The sequence below is a fragment of the Slackia exigua ATCC 700122 genome, from assembly GCF_000162875.1.
In the GTDB taxonomy this organism is placed as follows: domain Bacteria; phylum Actinomycetota; class Coriobacteriia; order Coriobacteriales; family Eggerthellaceae; genus Slackia; species Slackia exigua.
Window position 1 is genome coordinate 391,159 of sequence record NZ_GG700631.1, and the last position, 13,845, is coordinate 405,003.

General features: G+C 65.2%; 13 protein-coding genes. All 13 read right to left on the bottom strand.

Annotation, left to right across the window (positions count from 1 at the left end; all coding sequences use genetic code 11):
* Window positions 1-7: 7 nt before the first annotated feature.
* The 13 genes from pheS to rplR all read right to left on the bottom strand — a co-directional run bounded on the left by pheS (window position 8) and on the right by rplR (window position 13,836).
* On the bottom strand, window positions 8-1,069 hold the full coding sequence (pheS, locus tag HMPREF0762_RS07740) for a phenylalanine--tRNA ligase subunit alpha (RefSeq protein ID WP_006363086.1): 1,062 nt from the start codon (window positions 1,067-1,069) through the stop codon (window positions 8-10).
* Between the two features lie 500 nt (window positions 1,070-1,569).
* Window positions 1,570-2,061: a 50S ribosomal protein L31 gene (gene rpmE / locus HMPREF0762_RS07745; RefSeq protein WP_006363087.1), complete on the bottom strand. Its 492-nt coding sequence runs from the start codon at window positions 2,059-2,061 to the stop codon at window positions 1,570-1,572.
* A gap of 252 nt (window positions 2,062-2,313) precedes the next feature.
* Window positions 2,314-4,386: a class I tRNA ligase family protein gene (locus HMPREF0762_RS07750; RefSeq protein WP_115314240.1), complete on the bottom strand. Its 2,073-nt coding sequence runs from the start codon at window positions 4,384-4,386 to the stop codon at window positions 2,314-2,316.
* Window positions 4,387-4,539: 153 nt separating this feature from the next.
* On the bottom strand, window positions 4,540-5,760 hold the full coding sequence (sppA, locus tag HMPREF0762_RS07755; RefSeq protein WP_006363090.1) for a signal peptide peptidase SppA: 1,221 nt from the start codon (window positions 5,758-5,760) through the stop codon (window positions 4,540-4,542).
* 56 nt (window positions 5,761-5,816) lie between these two features.
* Window positions 5,817-7,565 (bottom strand): phospho-sugar mutase, encoded by a 1,749-nt coding sequence (locus tag HMPREF0762_RS07760; protein ID WP_006363091.1) that lies wholly within the window; start codon window positions 7,563-7,565, stop codon window positions 5,817-5,819.
* 220 nt (window positions 7,566-7,785) lie between these two features.
* The gene (locus HMPREF0762_RS07770; RefSeq protein WP_006363092.1) at window positions 7,786-8,412 is read right to left on the bottom strand and encodes an adenylate kinase; all 627 of its coding nucleotides are present in this window, start codon (window positions 8,410-8,412) and stop codon (window positions 7,786-7,788) included.
* 109 nt (window positions 8,413-8,521) lie between these two features.
* On the bottom strand, window positions 8,522-9,292 hold the full coding sequence (locus HMPREF0762_RS07775; protein ID WP_040619570.1) for a type III pantothenate kinase: 771 nt from the start codon (window positions 9,290-9,292) through the stop codon (window positions 8,522-8,524).
* A gap of 147 nt (window positions 9,293-9,439) precedes the next feature.
* Window positions 9,440-10,639 carry a bifunctional phosphopantothenoylcysteine decarboxylase/phosphopantothenate--cysteine ligase CoaBC gene (gene coaBC, locus HMPREF0762_RS07780; protein WP_006363094.1) on the bottom strand — a complete coding sequence of 400 codons (1,200 nt, stop codon included), beginning with the start codon at window positions 10,637-10,639 and terminating at the stop codon, window positions 9,440-9,442.
* Between the two features lie 127 nt (window positions 10,640-10,766).
* Complete coding sequence (secY, locus tag HMPREF0762_RS07785; protein ID WP_006363095.1) at window positions 10,767-12,050, bottom strand: preprotein translocase subunit SecY; 1,284 nt, start codon at window positions 12,048-12,050, stop codon at window positions 10,767-10,769.
* Window positions 12,044-12,493: a 50S ribosomal protein L15 gene (gene rplO, locus HMPREF0762_RS07790; RefSeq protein WP_006363096.1), complete on the bottom strand. Its 450-nt coding sequence runs from the start codon at window positions 12,491-12,493 to the stop codon at window positions 12,044-12,046. Before rplO ends, secY begins: the two co-directional genes overlap by 7 nt.
* A 221-nt stretch (window positions 12,494-12,714) precedes the next feature.
* Window positions 12,715-12,906 carry a 50S ribosomal protein L30 gene (gene rpmD / locus HMPREF0762_RS07795; protein ID WP_006363097.1) on the bottom strand — a complete coding sequence of 64 codons (192 nt, stop codon included), beginning with the start codon at window positions 12,904-12,906 and terminating at the stop codon, window positions 12,715-12,717.
* 6 nt (window positions 12,907-12,912) lie between these two features.
* Window positions 12,913-13,452: a 30S ribosomal protein S5 gene (gene rpsE, locus HMPREF0762_RS07800; protein ID WP_006363098.1), complete on the bottom strand. Its 540-nt coding sequence runs from the start codon at window positions 13,450-13,452 to the stop codon at window positions 12,913-12,915.
* A gap of 15 nt (window positions 13,453-13,467) precedes the next feature.
* Complete coding sequence (gene rplR, locus HMPREF0762_RS07805; protein WP_006363099.1) at window positions 13,468-13,836, bottom strand: 50S ribosomal protein L18; 369 nt, start codon at window positions 13,834-13,836, stop codon at window positions 13,468-13,470.
* Window positions 13,837-13,845 lie beyond the last annotated feature (9 nt).

A 13,845-nucleotide genomic window follows, 5' to 3' on the forward strand; every position in this document is an offset into this window, starting at 1 on the left:
TCCCCTCTTAGAACTGACGCAGGAACCGCATGTCGCCGTCGAGCAGCATGCGCAGGTCGGGAACGTTGTATTTGAGCGCCGCGATGCGCTCCACGCCGATGCCGAACGCGAAGCCCGAATACTTCTCGGGATCGATGCCGACGAAGCCGTAGACGTTCGGGTCCACCATGCCGCAGCCCAGCACTTCGATCCAGCCGGTGTGCTTGCAGAAGCGGCAGCCTTCGCCGTGGCAGATGCCGCAGCTCACGTCCACCTCGGCCGAGGGCTCGGTGAACGGGAAGTAGTGCGCGCGGAAACGCGTCCTGCGGTCTTCGCCGAAGATCTGCTTGCACAGGTAATCGAGCGTGCCCTTCAGGTCGCCGAAGGTGATGCCCTCGTCCACGACCAGGCCTTCGATCTGATGGAATTGCGGAAGGTGCGAAGGATCGGCCACGTCGCGGCGATAGACCTTGCCCGGCGCGATGACGTAGATCGGAGGCTTGCGGTCCTCCATCGTGTGCACCTGCACGCCCGAAGTCTGGCTGCGCAGCAGCACGTCGGACTCGCCGCGCACGCGCGAGATGTCGCCCGAGCGATCGACCAGATAGAACGTGTCCTGCATGCCGCGCGACGGATGGTCGGCCGGCGCGTTCAGGGCTTCGAAGTTATAGTAGTCGGTTTCGGCCTCGGGGCCGGTCACGACCGAATAGCCCATGCCGAGGAAGATCTCGGACACCTCTTCGATGATGGAGGTGATCAGGTGGCGCGAGCCGATCTGCTGCGCGCGGCCGGGAAGCGTCACGTCCACGGCCGCAGCGCTCATGCGGGCCGAAAGCTCTGCCTGCTCAAGCGATGCCTTGCCCGCCTCGAGCGCCTGCTCGACGGCGACGCGCACCTCGTTAACGGCCTTGCCGACCGCTGCACGCTCTTCCTTGGGAACCTGCCCCATGCTGCGCAGATACCCGGTCAGCGTCCCCTTCTTGCCAAGCACGCCCACGCGCACCTGCTCGAGCGCCGACGTGTCGCCCGCTGCGGCGATCGCTGCGAGGGTTTCGTCCTTGAGCTGGGAAAGCTCGTCGACCAATGCCATGTCACGCCTTCCTTCCTCCTGCGACGAAGCATGTCCGCCGCAGCGTCGAACCGACGCGCGCCGATGCCGCGCGTACCTGTTCGCCCCATCAAAAAAGCCTCTCTCGCCTCAGAGCCCGGACGAATCCGGAATCCAAGGACGAGAGAGGCTCTCGCGGTACCACCCTGGTTGATGCGCGGCGACGAGAACGCCGTGCGCATCCGCTTGTCTGCCCTATGACGGGAGCGCCCGTCGCAGCCTACTTGACGTCCGCACGGTCTGCAAGACCGCACCCCGTGTTCAGCCGCGCTGCTCGGAAGGGAATCGATACCGGGCGACGACGGAAGCCTTCCAGCCGAGGGGCTTCTTCTCTGGTGTCGCGCCGCATGGCGTCGCTGTCTTCGTCAACGCATGTGCTCGCGCAAGTATAGCGCAAGGAGGAAGCGCCCGCCCGAGACAGCATGAAAAAGACCCGCCGAAGCGGGTCTTATCTCGTGCGATATATGCGGGCCGAACCCGTGTTACTCGGCAGCGGCCTCGGTAGCCTCGGCCGGAGCTTCGACAGCCTCAGGGGCGGCTTCGGCGGCAACCTCTTCAGTAGCGGCGGCTTCCGCAGGAGCGGCTTCCTCGGCGGCGGCAGCAGCGGCAACGGCCTTGGCGGCCTCTTCCTCGGCCTTCTTGGCGAACTCGGCGGCACGGGCGGCCTTCGCGGCGGCCTTGGCCTCGCGCTCGGCCTTCTTCTTGGCCTCGGCCTCGGCGGCAGCGGCGGCCTTGGCGGCCTTGCGGGCGGCTTCACGCTCGGCGACGGCGGAAGAAGCGCTGCCGAACTTGTTCGCGAAGCGCTGGACGCGTCCGCCGGTGTCGATCAGCTTCTGGGTGCCGGTGAAGAACGGGTGGCAGGCGTTGCAGATCTCAACGCGCAGCTCGGGCTTGGTGGAGCGGGTGGTGAAGGTGTTGCCGCAGGTGCAACGGACTTCGCACTCCATGTATTCGGGGTGGATTCCCTGCTTCATGATGGGTTCTCCTTTTCATGCCTTGGTTTCCGACCAAGGCGAGACAGCCTGGGAATGATACCACAGGGCGCAAGAGCGGAGAAGACGGCTTCTCGCTGCACGCCTTCCCGCCATGAAACGCACAAGCCGCACCGCGACGAGATGGAGCCGCGACGAACGCAGGCAGGCGCGCCCCGCTGTCCTGAGCATGACCCGCCACGGCGACCGGTGAAGAAGCCATGGCGGCCATCCGACGCAGAAAGGCGGCCGCCCCTATTTGAACTGGCTCGGATGCTTTCCGAAGAAGTCGGTGCGCGGCGGCAGCTCCTTGACGGCATGGACGCCGGACGCGGCCTCGTCCGCATCGCAGAGCTCGGCCATGGATGCGAACGGCGCATGCCAGCTGAACACGCGCTCGGGCGCGATCTGCAGGTATTCGGCGATCATCTCGCAGCCGGCGGGCGCCACCGGATGCATGAGCAACGCGCAGACACGCAGCAGGTAGAAGCTGTCGGCAAGCACCTGGCGGCGCGCCGCATCGTCGTCGGCATGCTCCGCATCGCGGATGCCGTCGGCCCAATGCTTCTGCGCGGCGCGGATGAATTCGTCCATGAGGCTCATGACCGCATGCAGCGATGCAGCCTTCATCAGGCGCTCGTATTCATGCAAAGCCGCATGTGCGCGCGCCACCACGTCGGGCGCGGGTGCATCGAGCGGCATCATGCCGTCGAAGTTCTTGGCCGCCTCGTAGAAGCAGCTGCGCGCCAGGCGATTGAACACGTTCGTGAGCAGCGCGCCTTCTTTGAGCACCGGGTCGGCGACGCGCGGATCGGCGCGCTTGGCCTCGTCGGGGTCGAAGGGCTTGGGCTTGAAACCCACCGACTTCTGGTCAAGGCCGAGCGCGAGCCAGTGCGCGCGCAGTTGGTCGACCGTGTACCAGTCGAGCAGCTCGTCGGCCGAAGGCGGCTTCGTCGCGCCCGAGCTGGACGCCTTCGTCTTGCCGAACAGGATGTGATGGTTGGCGATCAGGCGCGTCTGGCGCAGCTCGTCGCCCGACGGATAGGCCTCCATGCGGTCGCCCTCTTCGAAGGCCGCCCAGAGCGCCGGCTGCACCACGCCGTAGAAATACAGGTTGTCCTGGCCGATGAACTGATAGACCTGCGCGTCGTCGGAGCACCACCAGTCCTTGAAGGCGCTCCACGCATAGGCGCCGGGATCGGCCTGCGCCGCGCTTCCGCACGCACCCGACTCGGCCCGGTGCAGCAGCGCCGCGATGGAGAAGCTCACGGGAGCCCAAAGGCTTTCCGGCCAGCACCAGCACGTGAGTCCCGACACGCCGTCCATCTCGGGAACGGGAACGCCCCAGGCCACGTTGCCGGACAGGCGGAACGGCACGAGCGTCTTGCCCGTGCGGATCTTGAGTCCCGCATGCAGGAGCGCGTCGCGCGCGGCATCGCGGTCGTCGATCGAGGCGAATTCGATCGTGAACGACTGCTTGCCGCCTTCGGCCTCGTGGAATTCGTGCGCGGGCAGGGCGAACGCCAACGCGCGGTAGTCGTCCTGAAGCTCGTTCTTGATGTAGATGACGGGCGCTGCCAGAAACTCGCCCACGGCTTTGGACACCACAGCGCGCACATCGGGATCGGCCGCGTTGTCGGCGTTCACGCGGGCGATCTGCTCACGGAAATTCGGCAGGTCGAAGTACCAGTTCTCGACAGGACGCATCTCGGGCGCCTTGCCGGACACGGCGCTGATCGGGTTGATGAGCTCTTCGGGCGAGAACTGATGCCCTAAGTCGCATTCATCGGCGTAGGCCTTCTCGGATCTGCAGCCCTGCACCGGGCAGTGGCCCGTCACCTGGCGTCCGTTCAAGAAGACGCCCGCTTCGGGATCGAAGAACTGCAGCGTGCTGCGGCGCATGAGGTGCCCGTTGGCATGCAGGCGGTCGAAGACGCGTCGGGTGAGGCGTTCGTGGATGCCGGCGCTCGCGCCCAGGCACGACCCCTCGTAGACGGACAGGCTGATGCCGTACGCGTCAAGCGTCGCCTTCTGGGCATCATGGTTGCGGCGGACGTAGTCGACGATGGTGCCTTGGAAGGGCTCCTCCGTATCGGAGCCTTCGCACGCCTTGCGATAGCCCTCGTCGATCGGAGAGCCGTAGCAGTCGGTGCCCGACACGAAGAGCACCTCGTCGGCCCCGATGCGGTCGCGCAGGAAGCGCGCGTAGGCGTCGGCAGGGACGAAGACGCCGGCCACGTGGCCGAAATGCAGCTTCTTGTTGCCGTACGGCATGCCCGCCGTGACGACCGCACGGCGCGGCCATTCGATATCGGAAACGTAGTCCATGCGATGCTTCCCCTTATGCATTCGTAAACCGATACGATGAATCGCGCATGTTCGGCAGCGCCTTCGCCCGTCGCCTTCGCCCGAGACGGGATGCGAAGCCGGCTGACGGCAACCTCCGAAAGGCGACCTCAGGCCGGGGCGAAACGGCGCGCCCTACCTGACCGTATGCGCCTCGTCGAGCTTGGCAAGGGCGGCGGCCAAGTCGTCCGCGCTGATGGAAACCTTCGTCGAGCCCGAGATGCCGAGCAGCGACGCCAGGTCGGACCGCGAAGGATCGGCATCCACGACATCGAAGTCGCCCTTGATGCCGCCGAGCTCCGCAGCCTTCGCGAGCGCGTCGTCGTAGGTGCCGATCTCGTCGGCAAGGCCGTTGGCGACCGCGTCGTCGCCGGTGAATTCCATACCCGTGGCAAGTTCCTGGACCTGGGCGACGCTCATGCCGCGCCCCGAGGCGACCGAAGACACGAACTGGGCGTTGATCTGGCTGACGAGATTCTGGTAATACTCCCGCTCCTCGTCGGTCAGCGGACGCGTGCCGTACGACGAATCCTTGGATTCGGCCGATGCGATGCTGTTCACCTTGATGCCGAGCTTATCGAGCAGCTCGGATGCATCGTAGGTCTGCATGATCGTGCCGATGGCGCCGATGGCCGTCGAATGGTTGACGTAGATGTAGTCGGCCTGACTCGATATCTCGTAGGCCGCCGAACAGTTGATGGACGCGCTCGACACCACGATAGGCTTGTCGAAACCAGCGATGAGCTGAGACATCTCTTCGCCTGCGGTAGACGTGCCGCCGCCGGAATTGACGCGCAGGACGACGGCCTTGATATCGTCGTCGGCTTCGACGCTCTTGAGCGCCGCACGCAGGCCCTCGGGGCTGCAGGCGCTGCCGTCGTATCCGATGGTGCCGCTCATCGTGATGACCGCCACCGAATCGCCGTAGGTCGAAAGGCTCGAGGCGTCGCCCGCCGATCCGATGGACGAAAGCGAGCCTATCGCCGCAGAGCACGAGGCGGCGCCGATGCCGAAGATGAGCACGATGGCCGCGGCCACGATGCCGAGCGCGATCAGCCCGCTATGGGATTGCTTCGCAGGAGCGGCCGCGACCTGGGCGGCCGGAGCCACCGGAGCCGCGAAGCCTGCCGCGGGCGCCGCCTGAGGCTGCGCATATCCAGGCTGTTGATAGGGCTGGAAGGCCTGCGGCTGGAATGAGGCAGGCTGGCCTGCGGTTTGGGGCTGGCCGTTCTGCGGCCGATCGGCGGCTTGCGCCTGACCCGCACCCTGAGGCTGCCCTGCGGCCTGCGGCGGCGTCGGCATGCCGAAACCCTGATTCGTTCCATCGTTCATGGGGTATGCCTTTCCTTCGTCCATACGTCCCTATGGTATCCGATGCCGCGCACGCGTCATGCGAGATGCCCGCAGATTCATCAGGCGAGCAGCATGCGGGCGGCGGAATCCAGGTGCTCGAGCAAGGCCTGCGCCTCGCCCTGCGTCGGCGCCGCGGCGAAGACGTAGGCCTTCACCTTCGGCTCCGTGCCGCTCGGACGCACGATGACCTTGCAGCCCGCCTCGAGCCGCAGCTCGATGACGTCGGCGGCAGGCAGGACCTGATGGCCGGAATCATGGCCCTCGCCCTCCCGTCCACACGCCGCCCCGCATGACGCCCCGCCCACGACCGGCATGGGAGCGCCTGCCGCGTAATCCACGATCTTCTCGACCGCGAGCCCTCCCAAGCGCGTGGGCGCCGAGGCGCGCAGCCCTTCCATGATGCGGCGCATCGTCGCCGCGCCGTCGGCGCCGGGGAATTCGACCGAAATCGTGCGGTTGAGCACATGGCCGAAGCGGCTATAGAGCTCATCAAGAGCATCGATCAGGGTGCGCCCCTGCGCACGGCAGTCGCGCGCCATCTCGCAGATGAGCATCGATGCGACGACGGCGTCCTTGTCGCGCACGTGCGTGCCGGCAAGGTATCCGTAGCTCTCCTCGAACCCGAAGAGGAAATCGGATGCGCGGCCGGCGGTTTCGAGCAGGCCGATCTGCCGGCCGATGTACTTGAAGCCTGTCAGCGTGCGGCGCAGCTCGAAGCCGTACGCGCGCGCGAGCGCATCGACCATGGACGTGGAGACGATCGTGGTGACGGCGACGCACCCGTCCAAGCCGCCCTGCGCGTCGCGACGGGCGCGGGCAAGGTAGTCCAATAGCAGGATGCCCATCTCGTTTCCGCTGATAAGGCGATACGCACCCTGATGGCGCACGGCCACGCCGACGCGGTCGGCATCCGGATCCGTGGCGATCAGCAGATCAGCGTCCGTCTCCTCGCAGAGCGCCAAGCCGCGCTCAAGCGCCCCGCGCGTCTCGGGATTGGGATACGGGCAGGTCGGGAAATCGCCGTCGGGCACCGCCTGCTCCTCGACGAGCGTCACGTCGGACACGCCGATGCGCTCGAGGATGCGTGAAACGCATTCGAGGCCCGTTCCGTTCAAGGGCGTATACACGACGCTCAAGGGGCCGCGCGCATCGGAGGCCGACTGCGCGGCAACGGCATCGATGAACGCATCCACAACCGCGTCGTCGATCCACGAGACGAGACCCGTGCGCACGGCGTCGTCGAAATCCATGCAGCGCACGTCATCGAAAGGATCGACCGCATCGATGGCTGCAGAGATGTCGGATGCGGCCTGCGAAGCGATCTGGCAGCCGTCCGCGCCGTAGACCTTGTAGCCGTTATAGGCCGCGGGATTATGGCTCGCCGTCACGTTGATGCCTGCAGAACAGCCCAAACGGCGTACCGCGAAGGAAAGCGCCGGCGTCGGCTCGATGCGCGGGAACACGAGCGCGCGGATGCCGTTGGCCGCCAGAACGCCGGCGATGCGGCGGACGAAGGCTTCGCCCCCGTTGCGGGAATCGCGCGCGATGGCGACCGACGGCGCATCGAAGCGTTCGTTCAAATAGCGCGCAAGCCCCTGCGTCGCGCGGCCGACGGTGTAGACGTTCATGCGGTTCGTACCGACGCCCAGGATGCCGCGCAGCCCGGCCGTTCCGAACGAAAGATCCCGATAGAAGGCATCTGCCAGATCCTCGGACGATTTCCGTCTCATGTCGGCAAGGTCGCAGGCAAGCTCGGGGTCTTCCACGCGGCGCGCCCATAGATCGGCGAGGCTTTCGATATCACGCATCCGAACCTTCTTTCATCGACGGACGTTCTGGAAAACGCCGGCACGGGGCGAAGCCATGAAGCGATGCGGCCGTGAAGGCCGCGATCCGCGCGGCCGAAACCCGCATCCGCGAAACGCTCGGATGCGCACCGCCACGAGCGGGACATGAAAGGGTGCGAACCGAAACCGGTTCGCACCCTTGAAACCTCGGATCGCCTTCGACCGAACGCATCGACGCGGCCTAGAGATCGAGCAGCGCCTTGACGTCGGCATAGACCGTATCGACCGGACGGTTTCCGTCGACCGTCAGAAGCAGGCCCTTGCCTTTGTAATAGTCGATGAGCGGAGACGTGCTGCGCTCGTAGACGGACAGGCGGTTGCGCACGGTGGCTTCGTTGTCGTCGTCGCGCTGGTACATCTCGCCGCCGCACTTGGGGCAGGACGCGTCGGCCACGGTGCCGATGGCGCCGCAGTCTTTGCAGCAACGACGCGAGGTCAGGCGGTCGACGATGGCGTCGAAGGGCACGTCCACGAGCAGAGCGCCGTCGAGCGGACGCTTGAGTTGGGAAAGCAGCGCGTCCAGAGAGACGGCCTGGGCCGTTGTGCGGGGGAAGCCGTCCAGGATGAAGCCCTTGGCGGCATCCGGTTCCTGCAGGCGCTCGTTCATCAGGTCGATGATCAGGGAGTCGGGCACGAGCTCGCCGGCGTCCATGTAGGACTTGGCCTTCTTGCCGAGTTCGGTCTGGTTCTTGACCGCCGCGCGGAGGATGTCCCCCGTGGAGATGTGCGGCGTGCCGAACTCTTCGACGAGCTTCGCGGCCTGCGTGCCCTTGCCGGCACCCGGCGCGCCCAACAGTACGATATTCATGCGCGAACTTCCTTTCTGTCGCTACGGTGCATCCATTGTATCAAGCGCGCAGGCCGCATGTTCGCGTCGGCGCGCCGATTGATACGACGCACAGATTGCCTCGCGGCTCCTACCCCGCGTTCAGCCGATAGATATCCCAAAGCCCTTTGAGCAGCAGGTCGGCATCGTAGACGACCGGACGGCGGCATGCCGGGACGATAAGCTTGGAGATGCCGCCGGTCAGTATCGCCGTCACGGATTCGCCCAGCTCGTCCGACACGCGATCGACCAGGCCGTCGATCATCGCGGCGTTCGCGTGCACGAGCCCCGAGCGCATGCTGTCGACCGTGGTGCGGCCGATGAGCCCGCGCGGCTGCTCGAACTTGACGAAGGGAAGCTGCGACGCCGCGGCCGTGAGCGCGTTCTGCGAGATGGCGACGCCCGGCATGATGATCGATCCGATGTAGGCGCGATCGGCGCGCACCACCGAGCAGGTGGTCGCCGTGCCCAGATCGAAGATGCAGAGCGACCCTTCGTATTCGTTCACGGCGCCCACGGCATCGGCGATCATATCGACGCCCAGGCGGTCGGGCGTGTCGATGTCGATGTCGATTCCCAACGCAAGACCCGTATGCACGATGAGCGGGCGGACGCCCGTCTTGGCTTCGACGGCCGCGGACATGGCGTCGGTGAGTTCCGGCACGACCGAGCTGACGATGGCGCCTTCGATGGCGTCGCGCGCGAACGTATGGGAACCCATGACCGATTCGAACGCAGCCATGAATTCCTCGACCGTCAGGCGCTTGTCGGTCGGCATGCGCAGCTGCCAGGTCAGGCGTCCGCGCCCTTCCATAAGACCGAGCGTCACGTTGGTATTGCCGATATCCACGATGAAGACCACGTTCGTTCCTACCTTCTCGTACTGCATGTTCGAGCCGAATGCCAGGCGCTTCCGTTCGCATGCCCTGGGCGATGCCCTCTGCGCGAAAAACGATGTCGAGGCGCACCAGGGATGAAGCGGAAACGGGGAGGCGCTTGACACCCGAGATCATCCCGTCGCGGCCAACTCCGGCGAGAACAGCTCGTCGAGCAGACGGCCTGCGGCTTCGTCCTTCGAGAGCATCGGCAGATCGATCTCGCGCTGCGCCGTGATGAGCGTCAGGCGGTTGGTCGGCGTCCCGAAACCCGCACCCGTCTCGCGCAGGCTGTTCGCCGCGATCATGTCCACGCCCTTGCGCACGAGCTTCGCGCGGGAATTCTCAAGGACGTCGTCGGTTTCCATCGAGAAGCCGCATAGACGCGTCCCCGGCGTACGATGCGCGCCGAGCCAGGCCAGGATGTCCTGCGTGCGTTCGAGCGGCAACGACAGATCGCCGTCCTTCTTCTTGATCTTCGACGCGCTGCGCGTCGCGGGACGATAGTCGGCGACGGCGGCGGCCATGATGACGGCGTCGGCCTCGGACGCGCGCGACGTCACGGCTTCGAACATATCGGCTGCGCTTTCAACGCCGACGACCTCCACGAAGCGCGGGGCCGGAATGTCGACGGGGCCGCTTACGAGCGTGACATCGGCGCCGCGCAGCATCGCCTGCCGCGCAATGGCGTATCCCATGCGACCGGTCGAACGATTGGTCAGGAAGCGCACCGGATCGAGCGCTTCGCGGGTCGGCCCGGCGGACACGACGATGCGCATACCGGCAAGGTCTTTCACGCGCACGCTCGCGCGCACCGCCCAGTCAACGAGCTCGTCGACCGAGGGAAGCTTCCCTTCGCCCTCATCTCCGCAGGCGAGCATGCCCGAGGCAGGAGGAATGACCACGATGCCTCTCGATGCGAGCGCGTCGAGGTTCGCCTGCGTCGCGGCGTTGCGGTACATGTGCACGTTCATGGCCGGGGCGACCAGCACACGCGCACGCTCCATGCGCGACGCGACGTACGACACGCAGCCGGCATCGACGGCGTGCGCGAGATGCGCGACGGTATTGGCCGAAGCCGGAGCGACGATCATGAGGTCGGCCTCACACGCAAGCGCATCAAGGACGGATTCGCGCCCGGTCGCAGCCCCCACGACCACATGGTGGCGGGACAGCACCTCAAGCGTCAGATCGGATATGAAGCGCGCGGCGGCATCGGTCATGAGCACGCGCACGTCGCATCCGAGCTTCACGAGACGAGACGTCAGGTCGGCGGCCTTGTAGGCAGAGATGCTGCCCGAGACGCCGACGACTATGGTCTTTCCTGAAAGCACCGTCTCCCCTTTCGATCGACGACATCGCCCGCGGCATTCCGCATGATACCCGAAACGAAAAGCGCCCGCCTCCGAAGAGACGGGCGCGTGCGCGCAGCGCGAAGGCGAGCTGTCGCCCGAGGGCGGCCTACTTGAAGAAGCCTTCGTAGTTGTGCATCTTGAGCTGCGATTCCACCTTGTTCATCGTGTCGAGCGCAACGCCGATCATGATGAGGATCGACGTGCCGCCGAGCGCCTGGATCAGCTGGTTGTCCGTGAAATAGAACAGGATGGCCGGCACGACGGCGATCAAGCCGATGAAGATGCCGCCCGGCAGCGTGACGCGGCGCAGGACGTCGTGGATGTAGTCGGTCGTGGCCTTGCCGGGGCGGATGCCCGGGATGAAGCCGCCCTGCTTGCGCAGGTTCTCGCTCATCTCGTCGGGGTTGAACACCATCGACGTGTAGAAGTACGCGAAGAAGACGATCAGGATCATGGTCAGGACCCAGTTGACCGGACCGGTGCTGAGCGAGTTGGCGAACGACGTCAGCCAGCTGACATTGAGCAGGGCCGCGATCTGCGCCGGGAAGTAGATCAGGGCGCTTGCGAAGATGATGGGGATGACCCCCGCCGCATTCACCTTGAAGGGAATGTAGGTGGACTGCCCGCCCATCATGCGACGGCCCTGGACGCGCTTGGCGTAGTTGACCGGGATGCGGCGCTGGGCGCGCTCGACGAAGACGATCGCCGGGATGGTGAGCGCCACGACGGCGATGATCAGGATCGTGACCGCGAGGCCCATGCCGAAGTCGCCCTCGGTGTTGATGCTGCTCGCGATCGAGCCAGGCAGGCGCGAGATGATCGACGTGAAGATGATGAGCGACATGCCGTTGCCGACGCCGCGCTGGGTGATGAGCTCGCCCATCCACATGATGAACGCGGTGCCGACGACCAGCGTGACGATGACGATCAGGTCGGTGACGATTTCGGGGATCTCGGTCGTGAAGACGACGCCATAGGCGCTGCTCTTGAAGAGGAACAGGTAGCCGACGGCGTTGATGAGGCCGAGGCCGAGCGTCATGAAACGCGTGACCTGGGTGATCTTGCGACGGCCGGTCTCGCCTTCCTTCGCCCAGCGGCCCACGCTCGGGATGACGCCCTGCATGAGCTGCATGATGATCGATGCCGTGATGTACGGCATGATGCCGAGCGAGAAGACCGAGAAATGCGAAAGCGCGCCGCCGGTGAAGAGGTCGAGCATCGACATGCCGACGCCTCCCCCGCTGGTGAACGAATTCGCGAACTCGTTGAAGGGGATGCCCGGCACCGGCACGAACGCGCCGAAGCGGTACAGCGCCAAGATGGCCAAGGTGAACAGGATCTTATTGCGCAGATCCGGCACCTTGAATGCATCAACGAGAGTCTTTAGCAAAGCGGTTCAACCTTTCCTCCGGCCGCTTCGATCTTGGCGGCAGCGCTGGCGGAAACCTTGTCCACCTTGACCGTGACGGCCTTGGTGATGTCGCCGTCGCCGAGAACCTTGACGAGGGCGGTGTTCTTCTTGATGATGCCCTTCGCGACGAGGGCGTCGTGATCGACGACGTCGCCGGCCTCGAACTTCTCTTCGATGCGGGAGACGTTGACGGGCAGATATTCCACGCGGTTGATGTTGCGGAAACCGCCCAGCTTCGGCAGGCGCATCGCCAGAGGGGTCTGGCCGCCTTCGAAGCCGGCGCCCTTGCCGCCGCCTGCGCGGGACTTCTGGCCGTTCATGCCGCGACCGGCAGTCTTGCCGGTGCCCGACGCGGGGCCGCGGCCGACGCGCTTGCGGTTCTTACGAGAGCCTGCAGCAGGCCTGAGATCCTTGAGTTCCATACAAAGCTTCCTTTCGCTTTTCTCAACGGAGGAAATCCTCCGTTTCAGCCAGCAGCTCGCTCGCTGGCCAACTTCATAGGCATGCGACCTTCGGGCGCGATGCACCGCCCAGCCGCATAAGCTTGTACATGATACACGAAGTGTCCGTCCTTAGCACCGAAGAACACGGGAAAAGAAAAAAGCCCGCCGAAGCGGGCTGTGCGTTCGCCGTGCGAGGAGGTTTAGATCTCTTCGACTTCGACGAGATGCTTGACCTTGAAGATCATGCCGCGGATGACCGGCGTGTCCTTCTGCTCGACCACGCGGTTGATCTTGCCGAGGCCCAGGGAGCGAAGCGTCTGCCCCTGGTCGTACTTGTAGCCGATGGACGACTTGATCTGCTTGATGCGCAGAGTCTTCGTAGCGTCTGCCATGAGCCCTTACGCCTCCTTCTTTTCGGACCAGCCGTAGATCTTGCCCACGGTGATGTTGCGGCGCTCGGCCGTCTCGGTCGCGGACGACATCATCTTGAGGCCTTCGGCGGCCGCCTTGACGACGTTCATCGCGTTGTCGGTGCCGAGGGACTTGGTGAGGACGTCCTGGACGCCTGCGAGCTCCATGACCGCACGCACCGGGCCGCCGGCGATGACGCCGGTACCGGGGGTGGCGGGCTTGAGAAGGACGCGGCCCGCGCCAAACTCGCCGATGATTTCGTGCGGAAGGGTCTTGGCTTCGGTCAGAGGAACCGTGAAGAGGTTCTTCTTCGCGTCTTCGATGCCCTTGCGGATGGCGATGGGCACTTCCTGGCTCTTGCCCATGCCGACGCCGACGGTGCCGTTGCCGTCGCCGACCACGACCAAGGCGGTCAGGCCGAAGCGACGGCCGCCCTTGACGACCTTCGACACGCGGTTGATGTAGACGACGCGTTCCTGAAGCTCGGGAACAGCGCTCTGATTCTTTTCTTCTTTACGAGGAGTCATCTAAGCTACCCTTTCTTAGAACTTCAGGCCGGCTTCGCGGGCGCCGTCGGCGAGAGCCTTGACGCGACCGTGATAGAGGTTGCCGCCGCGGTCGAAGACGATCTCGGTGATGCCTTTCTCGAGAGCCTTCTTGCCGACGATGCCGCCCAGGGCGGACGCGCCCTCGACGTTCGCGCCGGACTTGCCGGTGGCCTTGAAGTCTGCGCCGAGGGTGCCCTCGCCGTAGAGAGTCTTGCCAGCAACGTCGTCGACGAACTGGACATAGATGTTGGAGTTGGAACGGGTGACGCAGAGGCGAGGACGTGCGGCGGTGCCGGAGACCTTGCCGCGCACGCGACGGTGGCGACGCGCCAGCCCAGCTTGTTTCTTCTGAAGCTTGTTCATCTCAAAATC